We start from the raw sequence: 20,151 nt of genomic DNA, 5'->3' as shown, positions 1-20,151 counted from the left end.
TCGATCGCGGGGCGGTGGCGCCGGCCGGTCGGTCACCAGGGCGGGCGGTACCCGGTGGTCAGCTTCTTGCCCGTGTGACGCCACTTCGGTTCCTTGTCCACGGTCCTGGCCGTGACCGACCGGAGTCTGCGGATCACCGCCCCGTACGCTCCGCTGGCGCCGACGGAGACCTTGCCGCCGGGCGGTTCGTCCATGAACGGCATGAACTTGTCGGGGAAGCCCGGCATGGTGCAGGCAATACAGATGCCGCCGACGTTCGGGCAGCCGCCGATGCCGTTCATCCAGCCGCGCTTGGGGACGTTGCACTTGACGACGGGGCCCCAGCAGCCGAGCTTGACCAGGCACTTGGGCGAGTCGTACGTGGTGGCGAACTGGCCCTGCTCGTAGTACCCGGCCCGGTCGCACCCCTCGTGCACGGTGGCGCCGAAGAGCCAGGTCGGGCGCAGCTTGTCGTCCAGCGGAATCATCGGAGCGGAGCCCGCCGCCTGGTAGAGCAGGTAGGTGAGGGTCTCCGAGAAGTTGTCCGGCTGGATCGGGCAGCCGGGCACGCACACGATCGGAATGCCTGCCTTCGAGGTCCAGTCCCAGCCCAGGTAGTCGGGCACGCCCATGGCACCCGTCGGGTTGCCGGCCATCGCATGGATGCCGCCGTAGGTGGCGCAGGTTCCGATGGCGACGACCGCCAGGGCCTTGGGCGCCAGCCGGTCGATCCATTCACTGGTCGTGATCGGCTGGCCGGTCTCCGGGTTGTCGCCGAAGCCGCACCAGTACCCCTCCTGCTTGATCGACTCGTTGGGGATGGACCCCTCGACGACCAGCACGAAGGGATCGATCTCGCCGCGTTCGCCCTTGAAGAACCACTCGATGAAGGTGTCCGCACCGCCCACCGGACCGCATTCGAAGTCGATCAGGGGCCAGTGGACCTGGATCTTCGGCAGGCCCGGCAGCACACCGAGGACGATTTCCTCGATACTCGGCTGCATCGCCGCCGTCAGCGACACCGAGTCGCCGTCACAGCTCAGCCCCGCGTTGATCCAGAGGATGTGGATCGGGGACTCCTCGTCGGCGGCTGCACCGTCTGCCCGGTCGCCGACCGTGTTCGCTGTTGCTGCATCCATGGGGATGTCTCCTTGGGGAGCTCTGCGCTGAAAGCCCGCTTTTCGGCCTTCCTGTCCAGCTAACCGTCAGTCGGTCCGGGTACATCGGTGAGTGCCGCCGTTGCGGTGACGGCGCGCTCCCGGGTGGCGGACGGATACGCCGTGCGCCTTCCGGGTACGCCGACGCCGAGGTGAGGCGGCGTCCGGGTCGGGGGTTCCTTGCGTACGAAGGCACGACGCAGGCGGTGGTACGGCGCGTCCGGGTCGAAGAAGGTGGACCGCATCGCGGCCAGTTCCTCCTGCCGGTAGGCGGCCAGCGGCTTGAGCGCCTCCTGGCGCTCGAGCGCCGTCTTCTTCCGAGCGATCCGCGCCTGTGCGGCGGTCGACGAGGCCAGCCGGACGGCCAGTCGGACAGCCTCGCCCGGGAAGTCCTGGGGCCGGCAGGCGATGGTCCGGTCCACCAGGCCGAGCCGCTGGGCGGCTTCGGCGCCGAGCGGCAGCGCTTCGCGGGAGACCCGCTCGGCCGTCTCGGGCCCCACCCTGCTCGGCAGGGTGCGGGTCCAGTACTCCGAGCCGGACAGACCCATCAGCCGGTAGTGCGGGTTGAGCACCGAGCCCCTGCGGCACCAGACCTCGTCGGCGGCCAGCGCGAGCATCGCTCCGCCGGCGGCGGCGTTGCCGCCCACGGCGGCGACCACCAGTCGGTCGGTGGTGGTCAGCACGGCCTCCACCAGGTCGTTCATGGCATTGATGTTGGCCCAGGACTCCTCGGCGGGGTCGGCCGCCGCCTCGATGACATTCAGATGGATGCCGTTGGAGAAGAAGTCCCGGCCGCCGCCCAGCACCAGGACCGAGGTGGGCCGGGAGCAGGCTGTCCGGTAGGCGTCCAGAAGGCGCGTGCACTGCGTGGTGCTCATGGCCCCGCCGGGGAACGAGAACGTCAGATGTCCGACGGCGCCGGTCTCCTCGTAGCGGATGTCGGTCCAGGTTCCGCGGCGCCCGGATGCGTCCGGCGGGACCGGGTCCGCAGGCAGCGGCGGCAGCCGGTCGCCGAGTGCCAGGACGGCGGGGAGCCTGAACGGGGCGGGCTGTCCCGGCTGCCGCCTGGCGCGCAGCTCCGGGATCCATACGGCGCCGTCGACGGTGGCCCGGCAGACCCCGTCGGCGCGCGTGGCCAGCAGCTCTCCGGGGCGGCCTCGCAGCCGGTCCTCGGGGTGCCCCCCGTGCAGGAACCACTCGCCGCCGAGCAGTTCGTCCAGCACGCCGGGCTGCGAGTCGGCCGCCCGCAGCTTTCGCAGCACGGTCTCGGTGGAGTCGGACCGCCAGTCGATCCGCCGGAGTTCCTGACGGAAATACGGCCGGGTGCCGTCCGTGGCACGTGCGCTGCCCTGGGGCCGGGGGGTGTACATCCCCGAGGCGAACCGGTCGACGGCCCGCAGCACCGCCGTCAGCGCCGCGTCGGAGACCTCGTTGCGGTACAGGTCGCTCTTGCCCACCGGCGGTACGGAGAACTCCACCGACGCCCAGACGTCTCCGGCGTCCATCTCCTCGTCGGCCTGCAGAACCGTTACGCCCCAACCGGTGACGCCCTCATGGATCGCCCAGTCGAGCGAGGACGGTCCGCGGTCGCCGACGGGTCCTGGATGGACGATGAGGCAGGTGTGCGCCGACCACACGTCGCGCGGGATGGCGGTCCTGAGCATCGGAGCCACGATCAGGTCCGGTGCGAACCCCCGGACCGCGTTCCGCAGATGGCCGTCGGAGAGTGCGAGTCCGACCGCCACGGTGTGGCCTCGGTCCCGCAGCTCCGCGTGGACGCGTTGAGTAAGGCTGTTGAACGCACTCGCGACGAGCAGGATGTGCACGGCGGACTCCCAGCGGCTCTGAGGTTCTGCGGCTCTGCGACTCCCGGCCGGAGCGGGTCCGGCCGCCTGCAAGCCTCGGACACACCCGACGGGCTCCGTCATCACCAGGCGGCGGAGTCACTCGAAAGGGGGAACGTTCTGCGGCCACCCGACGGCCGGGAACGCAGCCATGGGGGCGACGGTGCGTCAGGGTGGCCAGGACGGCCCTGACGCACCGTCGGCTCAGTTCTCGGCCGCGTTCTTCCTCAGCCCCCTGGACCGCTTCCCGACGACGGCCACGACCCCGGCCGCACTGACCACGAAGGCGAGGGCGACGATCCACGGCCGGTCGAGGATGTGGTAGGTCGCGTGGTCGAGGGAGTACCGGCCGGGGCCGGTCAGGCCGATCGCTGCAGCGGTGAAGCCGAGGAAGGCCGGGTATTCGTACCCGCCACCCTGCGCGAAGAAGCCCGCGGGCGCGTGGACGGCGACGGCGGCCGACATGGCGCCCGCCGCGGCCGCTCCGGCGGCGGGGGTGGCGAGGCCGAGGGCCAGCAGGGCGCCGCTGCCCGCCTCACCGAGTCCGGCGGCGACGGCGCTGTGCCTGGGCGGATGGAAGCCCATGGCCTGCATGCCCGCGGTGGTTCCCTCGATGCCCCCGCCGCCGAACCAGCCGAACAGCTTCTGACTGCCGTGCGCGGCCAGGACCGCGCCGGTACCGACGCGCAGGACGAGCAGACCGAGGTCACGCCGGCAGAGGCAGGCCATGGGGGGCTCCGTGGGGGTGTCGGGTGTGTTCCGGGTTACGGATCCACTCTCCGCGCCGCGACGGGTGGACGTGCCCCGGTACTACTCCGTCCGGGGCTGCCATCCGGTGGCGGGCAAATGCGACGCAGGTCATTGTGCAACTTGTTGCACAATGACGCTTCGGTGGTCTACAACTGGCGCAACGACACTGTGTGAGGAGCCGCCGGATGACCCCGTACCCGAACCTGCTGAGCCCGCTCGACCTCGGGTTCACCACCCTCCCCAACCGGGTGCTGATGGGATCGATGCATGTCGGTCTGGAGGAGGCGGAGCGCGGCTTCGAGCGGATGGCGGCGTTCTACGCGGCCCGTGCCCGCGGCGGTGTGGGCCTCATGGTCACCGGTGGCATCGCGCCGAACGACCGCGCCCGCCCGTATCCCGGCGGCGCCAAACTGACCACCGAGGCGGAGGCCGAGCAGCATGCTCAGGTCACCGCCGCGGTGCACGCGGCGGGCGGCCGGATCGCCATGCAGATCCTGCACTTCGGCCGGTACGCGCACCATCCGGACCTGGTGGCGCCGAGCGCCATCCAGGCCCCGATCAGCCCGTTCACACCGCACGCCCTGACCGACGACGAGGTCGAGGAGACCGTCGAGGACTTCGTGCGGACCGCGGAACTGGCGCGACGGGCGGGCTACGACGGTGTCGAGATCATGGGCTCCGAGGGCTATCTGATCAATGAGTTCATCGCCGCCGAAACCAATCACCGCACCGACCGCTGGGGCGGTTCGTACGAGAACCGCATCCGGTTCCCGGTCGAGATCGTGCGCCGGGTCCGCGAGCGGGTCGGCAGCGACTTCATCCTGATCTACCGGCTCTCGATGCTGGACCTGGTGCCCGGCGGCTCCTCGCTGGAGGAGGTCGTGCAGCTCGCCCGGGCGATCGAGGCGGCCGGGGCCACGATCATCAACACCGGGATCGGCTGGCACGAGGCCCGCATCCCCACCATCGCGACGTCGGTGCCGCGCGGTGCCTACACCTGGGTCACCGAGAAGGTGCGCGGGTCCGTCTCCGTACCGCTGGTGACCAGTAACCGGATCAACACCCCCGAGGTCGCCGAGGAGATTCTCGCGTCGGGCCGTGCGGACATGGTGTCGATGGCCCGGCCGTTCCTCGCCGACCCGGACTTCGTGGCCAAGGCGGGCGCGGGCCGCGCCGACGCGATCAACACCTGCATCGGCTGCAACCAGGCGTGCCTGGACCACACGTTCAGCGGGAAGATCACCTCCTGTCTGGTCAATCCGCGCGCCTGCCACGAGACGGAGGCCGAGCTCACCCTGTCGCCGACCCGGACCCGTAAGCGCGTCGCGGTCGTCGGCGCCGGGCCCGCGGGTCTCGCGTGCGCCGTCTCGGCGTCCGAGCGCGGGCACGCGGTGACGCTCTTCGATGCGGCCGACGAGATCGGCGGCCAGCTCGATGTGGCGCGCCGGATCCCGGGCAAGGAGGAGTTCAACGAGACGCTGCGCTACTTCCGTACCCGGCTCGCGGAGCAGCAGGTCGAGCTCCGGCTCGGGACGAAGGCCACACCGGGCACCCTCGACGGCTTCGACGAGATCGTGCTCGCCACCGGTGTCTCGCCCCGCTCCCCCGCGATCGAGGGCCTCGACCACCCCAGCGTGGTCAGTTACCTCGATGTCCTGCGGGACGGGGCGCCGGTCGGTGAGCGGGTCGCGATCATCGGTGCGGGCGGGATCGGATTCGACGTCGCCGAGTTCCTGACGGACGGCGGCGACGCGGCGAGCCTCGACCCCGAGGTGTTCTTCCGGCAGTGGGGGGTCGACACCGGGTACCAGGAGCGCGGCGGTCTACGCCTCCCCGAGCGCCCCAAGCCGCCGCGCACCGTCCACCTGCTCCAGCGCAAGGCGAGCAAGGTCGGCGCGGGGCTCGGGAAGACGACCGGGTGGATCCACCGCACGGAGCTGCGGCACCGAGGCGTGACGATGATCGCGGGCGTCGCGTACGACCGCATCGACGACGCCGGTCTGCACCTGACGGTCGACGGCGAACAGCACCTCCTGCCGGTCGACACGGTGGTGCTCTGCGCCGGACAGGAACCGCGACGCGAACTGTACGAGGAGCTGCTCGCCGCAGGCCGCACGGCGCACCTGATCGGCGGCGCCGACGTGGCCGCCGAGCTGGACGCCAAGCGGGCGATCCGCCAGGGCACGGAGCTCGCCGCCGCGCTGTGACAACGGGCCGCTGCGCCCGGGGCCCACGGCTCCGGGCGCGGCGCCGTCCTTAGGATGCGTCCCATGTCACTCCCGCACGCGATCCTCACCGCCCTTCTCGAGAAGCCGTCGTCGGGGCTGGAGCTGACCCGAAGGTTCGACCGGTCGATCGGCTACTTCTGGTCGTCCACGCACCAGCAGATCTATCGCGAACTCGGGAAGCTGGAGGAGGCCGGACAGATCCGGGCCCTGCCGTCGACCCGGCCGACCCGTGGCCGGAAGAAGGAGTACGAGGTGCTGCCCGCCGGCCGCGAGGCGCTGGCCGCCTGGGTGGCGCTCCCGGAGGACCCGAAGCAGGTCCGCGATCCGCTGCTGCTGCGGATGCGAGCGGCGGCGGTGGTCGGCGCACCGGGCCTCACCGCGGAGCTGCGCCGCCACTTGGCGTTGCACGAGAAGCAGCTGGCCGAGTATCTGGCGATCGAGAAGCGGGACTTCCCACCCGGTCGGGACTCCGAGGGGGACCGGCTGCGGCATCTGGTGCTGCGGGGCGGAATCGATCTCGAGAACTTCTGGATCGGCTGGCTGACCCGGGCTCTGGCGCAGGACACCGGTTCGGTCACCCCGCCGAGCCTGTCCGGCCCATGAGGGCCGCCCTGAGGGCGTCCGATCAGGGCGGTCGTTGAGGACGGTCGACGAAGGCTGCCGATGGCGGCGGGGGGGGGGGGGGGGGGGCGCCCCGCCCCCCCCCCCCCCCCCCCCCCCCCCCCCCCCCCGCGACTGCGAGTCATATGCGAATGATGATCATCTCTTTCGTACGACGACGAAGTCCGCGAGCGCCGTGAGCTGCGCACGCACGGTTTCCGGCATGTCGACACCGTGCAGCGCCTCGATGGCGATCGCATGCTGCCGACGGGCCTCCTGGGCGGTCCACTCACGGCCGCCCGCCTCCTCGATGAGCGCCGCCCGGGCGGCGAACTCCTCCTCGGAGAAGCTGTCGAAGTCGGTGCTCTTGGCGTCCGCGGCAAGCAGCTCACCGAGGCGCTCCGAGGCCGGTCCGCCCGCGGCGAGCGCGGCGACGACCGGCAGGGACTTCTTGCGCTGACGCAGATCGCTCCAGGTCTGCTTGCCGGTGGACTCCGGGTCGCCCCAGATACCGAGCAGATCGTCGACGGCCTGGAAGGCGAGGCCGAGGTGGTAGCCGTACGCCTCCAGGGTGTCGGCGGTACGGTCGTCGGCGCCGCCGAGCACCGCACCGATGGACACGGCACAGGCGAGCAGGGCGCCCGTCTTGTTGCCCTCCATCTCCAGGCACTCCGCGACGGTGACCCGCTCGCGGTGCTCGTAGGAGATGTCCTGGGCCTGTCCGTCGATGAGCTTGCGGGTGGCGGTGGTCAGCCGGCGGGCCGCGCGGCCTGCCTCGACCGTGCCGAGCTCCAGCAGGATCTCGTTGGCCAGCGCGAACAGCGCGTCGCCGACCAGGATCGCCTGCGCGGGGCCGTGCACCTTCCACACGGTGTCACGGTGGCGGCGCTGCTCGTCGCCGTCCATCAGGTCGTCGTGCAACAGCGAGAAGTTGTGCACGAGTTCGACGGCTACCGCGCCGGGGATGCCGGCCTCGGCCGCAGCGCCCGCCGCCTCGGCGGACAACAGGGCGAGCGCCGGGCGGACGGCCTTGCCGCCGTCGCCGTCGGAGGGCCGGCCCTGGGCGTCGATCCAGCCGAAGTGGTAGGCGGCGACGGTGTCCATGGGCGGTGCGAGCCGGTCAACGGCGGCCCGGAGCACCGGAGCAGACAGGGCCCGTCCGCGCTCCAGAAGCACGGTGACGTCCGCGGTGTCCACCACGGTGTCGAAAGCCGGATTCGCCGGGGTCACTGACTCTCCTCTTGTTCCGGTGGTACTGCTCATGCCGCCTCCTGCAGCGGAAATTCATGGGTGCGGCCGAGCGCACGGAGTGTGGCGTCCGCGGCGCTGCACCCGCTGCGCACCGCGCCCTCCATCGTCGCGGGCCAGCCGGTGGCCGTCCACGCTCCGGCCAGATAGAGGCCGGGGGCACGGGTGCGGGTCCCGGGGCGCAGTCGGCCGACTCCGGGAGCGGGGGCGAAGGTCGCTGCGCGTTCCCGGGTGACGAAGAAGTCCCTGATGCCGGCTCCGCGGGCGGCCGGCAGGAGCCGTTCCAGCTCGGGCAGGTAGCGACTGCGCAGCTCGGCGACGGGCAGGTCGATCTCGTCGTCGGCCGCGGACTGGGAGAGCGCGAGGTACTGTCCGGGGCCGGTCAGCCCCGAGGCGTCCGTACGGTCGAAGACCCACTGGACCGGGGAGCCGAGCGCGGCGAAGAACGGGCGGCGCAGCACCTTGCGGTCGTAGACGACGTGCACATTGAGAATCGGCGAGGTACCGATGGAGAGCAGCCTGCCCGGCTCGTCGAGTGCGCCTTCGGGCAGCAGGTCGTGCGTCTCGCGCTGCGGGACGGCGAGGACGACGGTGTCCGCCTCGATCCGTTCGGCGCCCGTGTCGACGATCCAGTGTCCGTCGCCGGTGCGGGTGACGGTGTCCGCCTTGGTGCGCAGCTCGGTCCGTACGCCTACGGAGTCGAGCGCCTTGCGGGTCAGCGTGTCGTGCACCTCGCCCAGCGGCACGCTCGCCCAGCCGATGTCTGCGGCGCCGGGCTCGGAGAGGAGTCCGGTCTTGAAGACCTTCGCGGCCAGGGCCAGCGAGGAGTTCGGGGCGGTGGCGTTGAGTGTGGCGACGCCGACGAGGTCCCAGAGTGCCTCGATGGTGCGCGGGGACTGCCCGTGGCGGGTCAGCCAGCTGCCGAAGTCGATGGCGTCGAGCGCCGGGTCGTCCGGGTCGAGCCGGCCGAGTGCCAGTGCGGCGCGCCCGACACCTGCCCGCTCGGCGAGCGAGAGATGCGGGTAGCCGGCCAGCCCGGCGGCGAGGTGGAACGGCACCGGCAGGGCGTTGCGGCGCAGCCGTCCGAGCCGGGGCCCCGAGGGACGTCCCACATCGAGAACGGGCACGTCCAAACGGTTTTGCAGGGGTGCCAGACGTGCGCCGCCGACCCGGTCGAGGAACCAGCGGTAGGCGGTGCAGCAGCGAAGGTAGACATGCTGACCGTTGTCCACCGTCAGTTCGCCGCGTTTGAAGGAGAAGGCGAGTCCGCCGAGCCTCGGCCGTCCTTCGAGCAGGGTCACGTCAAGCCCGGCGTCGGCGAGACGGAGGGCCGCGGTGATGCCGGCCAGTCCGCCGCCGATCACGACCGCGCGGGAGGAACGCAGGGCCTTGTCGGTCACGCGTCCCCCCTTCGCCGGGTCGCTCCGGTCGGCCAGGCCGTGCCGGCCAGGCTCGTCTTTTCGGTCAGGCACGCTGTTTCAGTCAGGGACGCGTCGGACCACCGCAGGGTTGCCCAAGGTCTGGACCGAGTGTCCGTGATGCACATGGTGCGCGAGATATCTGCATTACGCATCAGACACGCCCCCGGGCCGTCCGGCGCGAGATGTACCGCGCGTCCAGACCCGACAGGCCGCGCACCGCGACGTACGCCTTCTCGTGGCCCGGCAGCGACACCCGGCCGCGCAGCACCGCCTCGGGGTCGCGCTCGATCCGGTCGAGCAGGCGGCGGTAGATACCGGCCATGGCGGCCACACAGGCGCCGCTGCGGCGGTCCAGCATCGGCAGCAGCCGGTAGCCCTCAGCGAAGAGAGCGCGGGCGCGCCGCACCTCGAAGTGGACCAGGCCCGCGAAGTCGGAGCCGGGCGGCGGGGTGGCCCGGTGGAAGCCGGCGGAACAGCCGAACTTGGCGAGGTCGTCGGCGGGCAGATACGTTCGCCCGTTGCCCGCGTCCTCGCGGACGTCGCGCAGGATGTTGGTCAGCTGCAGGGCGAGACCGAGCGTGTCGGCGTACTCCGCGGCGCGGTCGGCGCCGGGTGCGCCCGGTTCCGTACCGAAAACGCCCAGGCTGAGCCGGCCGATGGCCCCTGCGACACACCGGCAGTAGACCTTGAGGTCGTCCCACGTCTCGTACGTCGTGCCGCGCACGTCCATGAGCACGCCGTCGATCAGCTCGTCGAGTCCGCCGAGCGGCAGCGGGAACCGGCTCGCGGCGTCGGCGAGCGCGACGGCCACCGGGTCGGTGTCGTCCTCGTCGATCGCGCCGTCCCGGATCCGGTCCAGCAGCGTGCGGGTGCTCTCCAGCCGGATCCGCTTGGTCTCCGGCTCCAGCTCGCCGTCGCCGATGTCGTCGACCCGGCGGGAGAAGGCGTACAACGCCGACATGGCCTGCCGCTTCTCGGCCGGCAGCAGCCTGATTCCGTACGCGAAGTTACGCGCCTGCTGTCCGGTGACGGCTTCGCAGTAACTGTATGCGGCCTGTACCGGCGCCGACATGTACGTCGTCTGTCCCTCCACGGTCCGGCTCACCCCTCTCTACGCGCTCTTCGCAAGACAACTCCCACCTCGCGCAGCAAGCTGGGCTTGGTGGGCTTGGGCGGTCCGGGCAGTACGTCGAACCCGGCGGCCGCGATCGCGGTGAGGGCGGCACGCCCCCCTCCCACAAATCCGGCGAGAAGCAGCTTGAGCCTGCCGTGGACGCTACCCACCAAGGGGGTGCCTTCATTCAGCAGGTTCCGGGCGCGTTCTGCTTCGTATGCAACCAGTGCACGCACCGATGCGCCCCCGGAGGGGGTTGCCAGGTCGGCCTCGGTGACATGGAACCTGGCCATGTCGTCGGCCGGCAGGTAGATCCGGTCGCGGCCGAGGTCCTCGGTGACGTCCTGGAGGTGCTCGACGATCTGCAGGGCGGTGCAGACGGCGTCGGAGCGGCGGATCCGCTCGGAGCTCGCGGTGCCGGTGATCTGGAGGACCAGGCGGCCGACCGGGTTGGCGGAGAGTTCGCAGTAGGCGAGCAACTCCTCGTACGTCCCGTACCGTCGGACCTTCTGGTCCTGCCGGTTGGCCTCGATGAGCCCGAGGAACGGCTCGGGCGTGAGGGCGCGGCGCCGCACGGTGGGGCGCAGAGCGCGCAGCAGCGGGTGACGCGGGCCGTCGCCCGCGGTGTCGAAGACCCGGTGCAGGTCCGCCTCGAACGCGTCGAGCATCGCGAGCCGGTCATCGGTCTGCGCGGGGTCCAGCCCGAGGTGGCGGGCGTCGGCGCCGCCGGGGGCGAGATCGCCGTCACCGATGTCGTCGACCAGGCGGGCGTAGCCGTACACCGCCATCAGATCGTTACGCCAGGCGCGTGGCAGGAAGAAAGGGGCCACGGGGAAGTTCTCGTCCGCGGCCTTGTCGAGCGTGGCGGGCACAGCGGCGTCATGGCGCGCCTGCCGGGTACGGGTCACCACTGACCGTCCGGCGCGGGGACGGCATATACACCTCGGAGCTGGAGATTTTCCGTCATTGCCGTCACATCTCCCGTTCTACACTGCTGACCCAAAACATCCCATTCCGGACACGCCGCCCGCTCTCCCGAGTGCGGAGGACCACCTACGGGCGGTACACCCAGGCGGTATCGCCCCACTTGCCACGAATCAGCACCGGTACAGCTTACGTTGCACAACGCCCAGGCATACGCCGGGGTGTAGCGCGCATTACAACAACGCTGCGTTCTCCGCCAACCTTCCCCGCGTACAAGGAAATTGACGTCATCCGGCGGGAGGAGATCTTCCCCGGGCGTGCGTCGGCGCGGGGCACGCCCCCCACGGCACCCACGGTCCGGACACCGCAGCGGCCTCTGCCGGAGCACTCCGGCAGAGGCCGCTGCGGTGTCGGAGAGCGGTGAGGGTGTTACTTCCCGGTCTCCCGCTCGTACGCCTTGAGGACCTCGTCGGTGGGGCCGTCCATCAGCAGCTCGCCCTTCTCCAGCCACAGCACCCGGTCGCAGGTGTCCCTGATGGACTTGTTGCTGTGGCTGACCAGGAAGACCGTGCCCGCTTCCTTGCGCAGCTCGCGGATGCGCTTCTCGGAGCGGATCTGGAACTTGCGGTCGCCGGTGGCCAGCGCCTCGTCGATCATGAGGACGTCGTGCTTCTTGGCGGCAGCGATGGAGAAGCGCAGCCGGGCGGCCATGCCGGAGGAGTACGTCCGCATCGGCAGAGTGATGAAGTCGCCCTTCTCGTTGATGCCCGAGAAGTCGACGATCCCCTCGTAGCGCTCGCGGATCTCCTCACGCGTCATGCCCATCGCCAGTCCGCCGAGCACCACGTTCCGCTCGCCGGTCAGGTCGCTCATCAGCGCCGCGTTCACACCGAGCAGCGAAGGCTGGCCGTCCGTGTACACCTTGCCGTGCTCGGTCGGCAGCAGACCGGCGATGGCCCGCAGCAGGGTCGACTTGCCGGAGCCGTTGGAGCCGATGAGACCGATGGCCTCGCCCCGGTAGGCGGTGAAGGAGACGCCGCGTACGGCGTGCACCTTACGGACTCCGCGCGCCTCGCCCTTGCCGCGGCGCAGTATCCGGCTCAGTGCAGCGGTGGCACTGCCCTTGCCTCCGCTGCCCGCGTTGACCCGGTACACGATGTGCACATCGTCGGCGATGACGGTGGGGACGCGCCCCGAAGTGTTGTCCTCAGCCACGGCCGTACCGTTCCTCTGCCTTCCAGAAGTACACAAAGCCAGCGACGCCGATGAAGGCCGCCCAGGCGAGCCCGACGATCCACACGTGCGGCGGCAGGTTCTCGGAGCCGTACCCGTCGATCAGCGCGAAGCGGATCAGGTCCATGTAGATGGCCGCAGGGTTGTACTGCAGCACCCTGCCGATCCACTCCGGCTTGTCCTGGAGCATCACCGGGATGGAGAACATGACACCGGACGCGTACATCCAGGTGCGCATGACGAACGGCATCAGCTGGGCCAGGTCCGGGGTCTTGCTGCCGAGCCTGGCCATGATCAGGGCGAGACCGGTGTTGAAGACGAACTGCATGACCAGCGCGGGGACGACCAGCAGCCAGGACAGCGACGGATAGCTGCCGAAGCCGACCACCACGACCGCCATCACGATCATCGAGTACAGCAACTGCTGGAGCTGTTGCAGCGAGAACGAGATGGGCAGCGAGGCGCGCGGGAAGTGAAGCGCGCGGACCAGTCCGAGGTTTCCGGAAATCGCCCGTACGCCCGCCATCACCGAGCTCTGCGTAAAGGTGAAGACAAATACGCCCGTCACCAGGAAGGGAATGAATACCTCCTGGGACATTCCCTTCCTGGTGCCCAGAATCAGCCCGAAGATCAAGAAGTAGACCAGGGCGTTGAGCAGCGGCGTGGCCACCTGCCACAGCTGGCCGAGCTTGGCCTGGCTGTACTGGGCAGTCAGCTTCGCCCTGGAGAACGCCATGATGAAGTGGCGGCGCCCCCAGAGCTGCTGCACGTACTCGAACAGCCCGGGCCGGGCTCCGCTCACCGTCAGGCCGTACTTCTCGGCCCTCTCGGCGGCGCTCAGGCCGTCGTCGGCGGATGGCGGGGTGCTCAGCGCAACCGCACCATCATGGGTTGTGTCACTCACCAGATGAAACTCTCGTATTCAAGATGCGCAGCCAGTCGCGGGCGCGGTTCAGGCGGACAGGTCGCGTAAAGAAAAATACGCCTCATGCTCTCAGAGAAGAGCTTCTCAGATAACGGGAGGTCGGCCGAGTCTGGTCAGCCGCCATACCGTCCGCCACTTCATCGGACGGCGCGGTCCGCAGGGCTTCGCCCAACCTTCCCGGAATCCGCCGAACCACGCCTTCAGGGCGGGGCCCGACGGCTTGCGGAGCAGGGTCAGCAGCAGCCAGACGCCGAGGTAGACCGGCACCAGCGGTGCGGGCAGATTACGGCGTGCCAGCCAGACCCGGTTACGGGCCACCATGCGATGGTAAACCGCGTGCCGCGACGGGGCAGTGGTCGGATGGTTGAGCACCATGTCGGCGCGATAGTCGATCATCCAGCCGGCGTCCAGCGCCCGCCAGGCGAGATCGGTCTCCTCGTGCGCGTAGAAGAAGTCGCCCGGCAGCCCACCGACCTCGGCGAGGACCTGGGTCCGGACCGCATTGGCGCCGCCGAGGAAGGTCGTCACCCGCGACGAACGCATCGGGTCGGCGGCGCGCAGCCGCGGGACGTGCCGCCGCTGGGTGACACCGGTGTCCGGGTCGGCGATCCGGAAGCTGATTATGCCCAGCTTCGGGTCCTCCTCGAACGCCTGCCGGCACAGCTCGGCAGTGTCGGTCAGTGGCAGCAGTCCGTCGTCGTCGAGGAAGAGCAGGGCGTCGACGTCGGCGCCGGACGGGCCGAAGGCCTCGATACCGACGTTTCGGCCGCCGGGGATGCCCAGGTTCTCGGGGAGCTCGACCGTCCGGACGCCCGGGGGGACGTCCGGGACGGGGGCGCCGTTGCCGACGACCACCGTCTCGATCCGGTCGCCGTCCTGCTTGGCGACCGAATCGAGGAGGGCACGCAGCTCGTCAGGACGGTTTCCCATCGTGATGATGACCGCGCCGAGCTTCATGGGGCTGCTCACTTCAGCCTGCTCGATGCAAGGACCGACACGAGGTGGAGAAGGGTCTGCAGCAGGGCGATGCCGGCCAGGACCGCGACCGCGAGGCGACTGAAGAAGAGATCGTCCCGGACCGAGTCCAGGACGGCCGCGACCAGAATCACCAGTGACGCCTCGACGCACAGGATCAGCCGGTGGAACTTGAGCGCACCGGCGGCCCGGCGGGCGAGCGCCATGCCGGACGAGCGCGGCTCGGACGCGACCTCCTTGACCGGCGGCAGCCCGCCCTGGTGACGTGCGACCCCGACAAGGTCGGTCTCCGCCTTGATCAGGATGGCGCCCAGGGCCGCGAGAGTACCCAGGAAGGCCCAGAGCCAGTCGATCCGTCCGCTGCCCCACAGGTCGGCGGCGCGCAGGCCGAAGCCGGCCAGCACGGCCGCGTCGCAGAGATAGGCGCCGACGCGGTCCAGGTAGACGCCGCCCAGGGAGAACTGCTTCTTCCAGCGCGCCAGCTCGCCGTCGACACAGTCGAGCAGCAGGTAGAGCTGGACCATGAGAACCCCGAGCAGCGCGCCGGGGATACCCGGCACGAGCAGGGCCGGAGCGGCGAGCACGCCGGCGACGGTCATCAGGTAGGTCAGCTGGTTGGGCGTCACCCTGGTGTTCACCAGATACCGGTCCACACGCAGTGAGAGCTCACGCATGTAGAGCCGGCCCGCCCAGTGTTCACCGCTGCGCCGGTCCTTGACGCCCGGAGGGTGAACGACCGGACGGAGTTCAGCTACGGATGGTCTTGGCATAGTCGGCGTACGCGTCCCTGATCTGGTCGGTGGACAGGTTGAGGTGTTCCAGGATCGTGAAGCGTCCCGGGCGCGTCTGCGGGGCGTAGTCGACGGCCTGGACGAACTCGTCGGCCGTGAAGCCGATCTCGTCGGGCAGGACCGGCAGCCCGTGGCGACGCAGCGCGGCCGCCATGAGCAGCGACTCGTCCCGCGCGCCCCGCAGGTGCATGGCGAAGCAGGCGCCGAGGCCGACCTGTTCGCCGTGGCTGGCGGCGCGCTTGGGATACAGCAGATCGAAGGCGTGGTTGATCTCGTGGCAGGCGCCGGAGGCCGGCCGGGAGTCCCCGGCGACCGACATGGAGATGCCGGTCAGCACCAGGCCCTCGGCCAGTACCTTCAGGAAGGAGTCGTCGCCGACCCCGCCGGGGTGGCGCAGCACGGCCTCGCCGGCCTGCCGGGCCATGGCCGCGGCGAGTCCGTCGATCTCCTCGCCGTTGACCTGGTGTGCGAGTTCCCAGTCGGCCACGCACGAGATGTTGGAGACGGCGTCGCCGATACCGGAGCGCACATAGCGAGTGGGCGCCTCACGGATGATGTCGAGGTCGATGACGACGGCGATCGGGGTGGGGACGCCGTACGAGCCCCGTCCGTTGTCGTTGTCCAGGGTCGCGACCGGCGAGCAGAGACCGTCGTGCGAGAGGTTCGTCGCGACCGCGACCATCGGCATGCCGACCCGCGCCGCGGCGTACTTCGCCACGTCGATGATCTTGCCGCCGCCGAGGCCGACCACCGCGTCGTACCGGTCACCCTTGATGTCGTCGGCGAGCTTGACGGCCGAGTCGATCGTGCCGTCGGCGACCTGGTACCAGTGGGCGCCGGGCAGCGCCGGGGCGAGCCGCTCGCGCAGGGCCAGGCCGGAACCACCGCTGATCGCGACGGCGAGCTTGCCGGAGGCGGAGATCCGCTGGTCGGCGAGGAGGGCCGCCAGATCGTCCAGGGCGCCCCGCCGGATGTCGACGACGACCGGCGACGGAATGAGCCGGCTCAGTACTGGCATGCGATCTCCCGGCCCTTCGCGAGGTCGTCGTGGTTGTCGATCTCGACCCACGTCACTTCGCCGATGGCGGCCACGTCGACGGTGAAGCCGCGGTTGACGAGCTCCTGGTAGCCGTCCTCGTAGTACAGGTCGGGGTCGCGCTCGAACGTCGCCTTCAGGGCGTCGGCCAGCTCCGCGGCGGCCTCGGGCTCGATGAGGGTGACGCCGATGTACTCGCCGGTCGCGGTGGCCGGATCCATCAGCTTGGTGATGCGCCGCACGCCCTTGTCACCGTCGGTGATGACCTTCATCTCCTCGTCGGCGAGGTTCTTCACCGTGTCGAGGGCGAGGATGATCTTCTGGCCGTTGCCGCGGGCGGCGAGGAGCGTCTTCTCGACGGAGACCGGGTGCACGGTGTCGCCGTTGGCGAGGATCACACCTCGCGCGAGCACGTCACGGGCGCACCACAGGGAGTAGGCGTTGTTCCACTCCTCGGCCTTGTCGTTGTCGACGAGGGTGAGCGTCAGGCCGTACTTCGCCTCGAGCGCGGCCTTGCGCTCGTAGACGGCCTCCTTGCGGTAACCGACGACGATCGCGACCTCGGTGAGGCCGATCTCCGCGAAGTTGGCCAGCGTGAGGTCGAGCACGGTCTTCTCGCCGTCGACCGGTACGAGGGCCTTCGGAAGCGTGTCGGTGTAGGGGCGCAGACGACGTCCGGCACCGGCTGCGAGTACGAGGCCGATCATGCGGGTTCTCCTTCGTCGTGAACGGCAGGTGCTCCGGAGGAGACCCAGAAACGGATGGACTCGACAAGCACCACCACTGCCACGGCCACTGCGAGAGCGGTGAGTGCCACGGTGAAGCCTGAATGCTGAGTGAATACGGCGGCGAGTACGGCCACCACCAAGGTCCGGCCCTCGTGCCCACCGATCGTCCGCACCAGCCACTGGGGCGGCGCGCCGGTGCCCCCGCGAATGCGGTACACCGTGTCGTAGTGATGGTAGGCGACGGCCGAAACCAGCCCGAAAGCCGCGGGAAGGGCTTGATCGACATCGCTGCGGGCGGCCAGAGCGAGGATCGTGCAGTACTCCGCCGCCCTGAATATCGGGGGTACGAGCCAGTCGAGTGCGCCCTTGAGCGGGCGGGCCACGGCGACGCCCGAGCAGACCGCGTAGAAGATCGCGGCGACGATCATCTGCCGGCTGCCGAACGGCTGCGTCAGAGCGGCGGCTACCAGGGCGAGCGCGCCGACGAGGGCTGCCGCCGGTGCGGCCCAGCCGCTCCCGATACGGGGTCCCCGCGCCGCCACGAACTGGGCCAGCGGCCCGGAGTCCGCGAGGTCGGCGAGTGCCCGGGCGGCCCGGTCGGTGCGCTGCGCCTTGCGGGTCAGCGAACGCAGCAGGCGGCCGGCAGTGGTGTAGCAGGCAGCGACGGCGCACCCGATCAGCAGGGCGTAGAAGACGATCCGCGGGGTGGTCACCGCGGTCAGCACGGCGATCATCGCCCACCGCTCACCGATCGGCAGCACTATCATCCGGCGCAGCCAGACCGTCCAGCCGACACTGTCGAGCTTGTCGGAGAGCGCTGCCGTCGGGCTCGAATTGGCGACCGCGTCGTGGTTGGCCTCGTTGAACGAGAAGTCGACGACATGGCGGCAGGTCTGCAGCACCATCGCGCCGAGCGCGAGCGCCCATACGTCGTCGCCGTTGCGGGCGGCGCCGAGCGCGAGTCCCGCGTAGTAGGCGTACTCCTTGGCCCGGTCGAACGTGGCGTCCAGCCAGGCGCCCATCGTCGAGTACTGCAGCGAGTAGCGGGCGAGCTGCCCGTCGGTGCAGTCCAGGACGAACGAGAAGAGCAGCAGCAGCCCTGCGGCGATGTAGCCGCCGCGGCTGCCGGTGGCCGCGCAGCCCGCCGCGATCAGTGCGGTGAGCAGGGAGGCGGTGGTGACCTGGTTGGGGGTGAGGCCGCGGCGCGCGCACCAGCGCGCGATGTAGCGCGAGTACGGGCTGATGAAGAACGTGGTGAAGAAGCCGTCCCGGGCCTTCACGGCGCTGCGCAGCCGTACCGCCTCGTCATCGACCGCGGCCACGGCGGACTGCGCGGTGGCGCGGGCGGCCTGGTCGGCGGGGACGGCGGCGACGAGCGAGCCGAGCTCGGGGCGCTGCACGGCGGTGCCCTCGGCCTCCAGTGCGACGGCGATGCGGCCGGGCACGGTGCGGTCGGTGACGGGCACGGTGTCCGCGCCGCCGGCCCGTCCCAGAGGGACGCCCGCGCCGACTGCCGCAGCGGTGCTGCGCAGGGCCTGGACGAGCGCGGCCCGCGCCTCCGGCTGCGCGGTGAGCGCGCCGGGCACGGTGACGGCGGGGAAGCGAGGGTCGGTCAGTCCCAGTCGGAGGGCGTGGACATGCCCGACGAAGCGGGGGTCGATCAGGGCGACGCGGGCGTCGGCGGGAGCCGCGGCGAGCAGCTCCGCGGCTTCGGTGACATCACCGGCGGCCTGTACGTCGAAGCCCAGCGACCTCAGATCGTCCTCGAGCGACGACCCGGGTACCGGCGCACCGGTGAGGATGGCGGTCGACAGACGAACTCACTCCTTGGTGCTGACAGGGTCGGCGCGCGACAGTGCGGCCCTTATGCGGGCCGGCGGCACGTCGGCAGAGGCTATCTGATGAACGGAAGCGGGAGTTCACCGCCCGTTTATGTTCCGTTCGGGGTGGGCCGCCATCATGCGGCGCCGCCCGCGATCATCATCGTCGATCCCTGCCTCGCCCGACAAACCGCGGTGGCCACGGCCCTGGCCTCGGCCGATGGACCGCGGCGGCATGGACCTAGGCTGACAGACATGACATGGCTGATCACAGGCGGAGCGGGATATATCGGGGCACATGTGGTGCGTGCCATGACGGGCGCCGGGGAGCGGGTGGTCGTCCTGGACGACCTTTCCACCGGCATTCCCGACCGGCTCCCGGCCGATGTACCGCTGGTCCGCGGCTCGGCCGCCGACCGCACACTGCTCGACCGGGTGCTCGCCGAGCACGCCGTGACCGGTGTGGTGCATCTCGCAGCGAAGAAGCAGGTCGGAGAGTCCGTCGAGAAGCCTCTGCTCTACTACCGGGAGAACGTCTCGGGGCTCGCGGTTCTGCTCGAGGCCGTCGTCGCGGCCGATGTGCAGCGCTTCGTCTTCTCCTCCTCGGCCGCGGTGTACGGCGTACCGGACGCGGAACTCATCACCGAGGAGACCCCTTGCGCCCCGATCAATCCGTACGGTGAGACGAAGCTCGCCGGGGAGTGGCTGGTCCGGGCGGCCGGGAAGGCGCACTCCCTGTCCACCGGCTGTCTGCGCTACTTCAATGTGGCGGGAGCGGCCGAACCGGAACTGTCGGACACCGGCGTCTTCAATGTCATTCCGATGTTCTTCGACCGGCTGACCCGCGGCGAGACCCCGCGGATCTTCGGCGACGACTATCCGACGCCGGACGGGACCTGCATCCGCGACTACATCCATGTCGCCGACCTCGCCGACGCCCATCTCGCGGTGGCCCGCAGGCTGAGCGAGCAGGGCGGTCCCGCGGACCTGACCGTGAACATCGGCCGCGGCGAGGGCGTCTCGGTGCGCGAGCTCGCCGACCTGGTGGGCGAGATCACCGGCCACCACATCAAGCCGGAGACCGAGCCGCGCCGGCCCGGCGACGCGGCCAGGGCCGTCGCCTCCGCCACGCGGATGTCCGAGGAACTGGGCTGGACGGCCCGGCGCGGGGTGCGGGAGATGGTCGAGTCGGCCTGGGAGGGCTGGTGTCTGCGCCACCCCCAGGCACTCGGCGCATGACCCCCGTGTGATCGTCCAACTGCTCTGACCTGCGACCATTTCCGCAGGTCAGAGCAGTTGACAACGGTGTTCAGTGCCGTGTTGCCCGATACCCCCCGCCCGTAGTTCACTGGCCTTCTCGGGCCGATACGGACCCGGG

The 20,151-nt window shown here is 70.4% G+C and carries 17 protein-coding genes; 3 read left to right on the top strand and 14 right to left on the bottom strand.

The window, feature by feature from the left end; genetic code table 11:
• Positions 1-32: 32 nt before the first annotated feature.
• From ACIA8E_RS12065 to ACIA8E_RS12055, 3 genes are all read right to left on the bottom strand, one after another.
• Positions 33-1,118, bottom strand: a complete 1,086-nt coding sequence (locus ACIA8E_RS12065) for a hydrogenase expression protein HypE (protein WP_399297059.1) — start codon at positions 1,116-1,118, stop codon at positions 33-35.
• 59 nt (positions 1,119-1,177) lie between these two features.
• The gene (locus ACIA8E_RS12060; RefSeq protein WP_399297057.1) at positions 1,178-2,962 is read right to left on the bottom strand and encodes an enoyl-CoA hydratase-related protein; all 1,785 of its coding nucleotides are present in this window, start codon (positions 2,960-2,962) and stop codon (positions 1,178-1,180) included.
• Positions 2,963-3,184: 222 nt separating this feature from the next.
• A complete protein-coding gene (locus ACIA8E_RS12055) occupies positions 3,185-3,709 on the bottom strand; it encodes a DoxX family protein (protein WP_399297055.1) in 525 nt (174 codons plus the stop codon).
• Between the two features lie 206 nt (positions 3,710-3,915).
• On the opposite strand from ACIA8E_RS12055, the gene ACIA8E_RS12050 reads away from it, so the two are divergent.
• Entirely contained in the window at positions 3,916-5,937 is a 2,022-nt protein-coding gene (locus tag ACIA8E_RS12050) for an FAD-dependent oxidoreductase (RefSeq protein ID WP_399297053.1), read from the top strand.
• Between the two features lie 63 nt (positions 5,938-6,000).
• Positions 6,001-6,561: a PadR family transcriptional regulator gene (locus ACIA8E_RS12045; RefSeq protein ID WP_399297051.1), complete on the top strand. Its 561-nt coding sequence runs from the start codon at positions 6,001-6,003 to the stop codon at positions 6,559-6,561.
• Between the two features lie 156 nt (positions 6,562-6,717).
• Here the strand turns inward: ACIA8E_RS12045 and ACIA8E_RS12040 are convergent, their stop codons facing one another.
• The 11 genes from ACIA8E_RS12040 to ACIA8E_RS11990 form a co-directional block, all read right to left on the bottom strand.
• Positions 6,718-7,821 carry a polyprenyl synthetase family protein gene (locus ACIA8E_RS12040; RefSeq protein ID WP_399297049.1) on the bottom strand — a complete coding sequence of 368 codons (1,104 nt, stop codon included), beginning with the start codon at positions 7,819-7,821 and terminating at the stop codon, positions 6,718-6,720.
• A complete protein-coding gene (gene hpnE / locus ACIA8E_RS12035; protein ID WP_399297047.1) occupies positions 7,818-9,206 on the bottom strand; it encodes a hydroxysqualene dehydroxylase HpnE in 1,389 nt (462 codons plus the stop codon). The genes ACIA8E_RS12040 and hpnE overlap by 4 nt, the downstream gene beginning before the upstream one ends.
• Before the next feature lie 172 nt (positions 9,207-9,378).
• Positions 9,379-10,299: a presqualene diphosphate synthase HpnD gene (gene hpnD, locus ACIA8E_RS12030; protein ID WP_399297590.1), complete on the bottom strand. Its 921-nt coding sequence runs from the start codon at positions 10,297-10,299 to the stop codon at positions 9,379-9,381.
• Between the two features lie 29 nt (positions 10,300-10,328).
• Positions 10,329-11,249 (bottom strand): squalene synthase HpnC, encoded by a 921-nt coding sequence (gene hpnC / locus ACIA8E_RS12025; RefSeq protein WP_399297588.1) that lies wholly within the window; start codon positions 11,247-11,249, stop codon positions 10,329-10,331.
• A 445-nt stretch (positions 11,250-11,694) separates the two neighbouring features.
• Positions 11,695-12,480, bottom strand: a complete 786-nt coding sequence (locus tag ACIA8E_RS12020) for an ABC transporter ATP-binding protein (protein ID WP_399297045.1) — start codon at positions 12,478-12,480, stop codon at positions 11,695-11,697.
• On the bottom strand, positions 12,473-13,402 hold the full coding sequence (locus ACIA8E_RS12015; RefSeq protein ID WP_399297043.1) for an ABC transporter permease: 930 nt from the start codon (positions 13,400-13,402) through the stop codon (positions 12,473-12,475). The genes ACIA8E_RS12020 and ACIA8E_RS12015 overlap by 8 nt, the downstream gene beginning before the upstream one ends.
• Positions 13,403-13,507: 105 nt before the next feature.
• Complete coding sequence (locus ACIA8E_RS12010; protein WP_399297586.1) at positions 13,508-14,380, bottom strand: glycosyltransferase family 2 protein; 873 nt, start codon at positions 14,378-14,380, stop codon at positions 13,508-13,510.
• An 8-nt stretch (positions 14,381-14,388) separates the two neighbouring features.
• The gene (locus tag ACIA8E_RS12005; protein ID WP_399297041.1) at positions 14,389-15,168 is read right to left on the bottom strand and encodes a CDP-alcohol phosphatidyltransferase family protein; all 780 of its coding nucleotides are present in this window, start codon (positions 15,166-15,168) and stop codon (positions 14,389-14,391) included.
• Complete coding sequence (locus ACIA8E_RS12000) at positions 15,146-16,207, bottom strand: iron-containing alcohol dehydrogenase family protein (protein ID WP_030979777.1); 1,062 nt, start codon at positions 16,205-16,207, stop codon at positions 15,146-15,148. The genes ACIA8E_RS12005 and ACIA8E_RS12000 overlap by 23 nt, the downstream gene beginning before the upstream one ends.
• Positions 16,195-16,932: a phosphocholine cytidylyltransferase family protein gene (locus tag ACIA8E_RS11995; RefSeq protein ID WP_352269201.1), complete on the bottom strand. Its 738-nt coding sequence runs from the start codon at positions 16,930-16,932 to the stop codon at positions 16,195-16,197. Before ACIA8E_RS11995 ends, ACIA8E_RS12000 begins: the two co-directional genes overlap by 13 nt.
• Positions 16,929-18,767, bottom strand: coding sequence for a DUF5941 domain-containing protein (locus tag ACIA8E_RS11990; protein WP_399297584.1), 1,839 nt, complete (start codon positions 18,765-18,767; stop codon positions 16,929-16,931). Before ACIA8E_RS11990 ends, ACIA8E_RS11995 begins: the two co-directional genes overlap by 4 nt.
• Positions 18,768-19,028: 261 nt before the next feature.
• On the opposite strand from ACIA8E_RS11990, the gene galE reads away from it, so the two are divergent.
• Positions 19,029-20,012 carry a UDP-glucose 4-epimerase GalE gene (gene galE / locus ACIA8E_RS11985; RefSeq protein ID WP_399297039.1) on the top strand — a complete coding sequence of 328 codons (984 nt, stop codon included), beginning with the start codon at positions 19,029-19,031 and terminating at the stop codon, positions 20,010-20,012.
• Positions 20,013-20,151: the final 139 nt, after the last annotated feature.

This window comes from Streptomyces sp. NPDC051664, assembly GCF_044453545.1.
In the GTDB taxonomy this organism is placed as follows: domain Bacteria; phylum Actinomycetota; class Actinomycetes; order Streptomycetales; family Streptomycetaceae; genus Streptomyces.
The sequence above is the reverse complement of the archived record's forward strand: the minus strand, read 5'-3'. Positions and strand labels throughout refer to the sequence as shown.

What these genes read in the sequence shown, in the direction of transcription:
- hpnD (WP_399297590.1), bottom strand. Translation starts at nt 10,299, where the DNA reads ATGTCGGCGCCGGTACAGGCCGCATACAGTTACTGCGAAGCCGTCACC.
- ACIA8E_RS12005 (WP_399297041.1), bottom strand. Translation starts at nt 15,168, where the DNA reads ATGCCAAGACCATCCGTAGCTGAACTCCGTCCGGTCGTTCACCCTCCG.
- ACIA8E_RS12045 (WP_399297051.1), top strand. Translation starts at nt 6,001, where the DNA reads ATGTCACTCCCGCACGCGATCCTCACCGCCCTTCTCGAGAAGCCGTCG.
- ACIA8E_RS11995 (WP_352269201.1), bottom strand. Translation starts at nt 16,932, where the DNA reads ATGATCGGCCTCGTACTCGCAGCCGGTGCCGGACGTCGTCTGCGCCCC.
- ACIA8E_RS12055 (WP_399297055.1), bottom strand. Translation starts at nt 3,709, where the DNA reads ATGGCCTGCCTCTGCCGGCGTGACCTCGGTCTGCTCGTCCTGCGCGTC.
- ACIA8E_RS12010 (WP_399297586.1), bottom strand. Translation starts at nt 14,380, where the DNA reads ATGAAGCTCGGCGCGGTCATCATCACGATGGGAAACCGTCCTGACGAG.
- ACIA8E_RS12065 (WP_399297059.1), bottom strand. Translation starts at nt 1,118, where the DNA reads ATGGATGCAGCAACAGCGAACACGGTCGGCGACCGGGCAGACGGTGCA.
- galE (WP_399297039.1), top strand. Translation starts at nt 19,029, where the DNA reads ATGACATGGCTGATCACAGGCGGAGCGGGATATATCGGGGCACATGTG.
- ACIA8E_RS12040 (WP_399297049.1), bottom strand. Translation starts at nt 7,821, where the DNA reads ATGAGCAGTACCACCGGAACAAGAGGAGAGTCAGTGACCCCGGCGAAT.
- ACIA8E_RS12000 (WP_030979777.1), bottom strand. Translation starts at nt 16,207, where the DNA reads ATGCCAGTACTGAGCCGGCTCATTCCGTCGCCGGTCGTCGTCGACATC.
- ACIA8E_RS12050 (WP_399297053.1), top strand. Translation starts at nt 3,916, where the DNA reads ATGACCCCGTACCCGAACCTGCTGAGCCCGCTCGACCTCGGGTTCACC.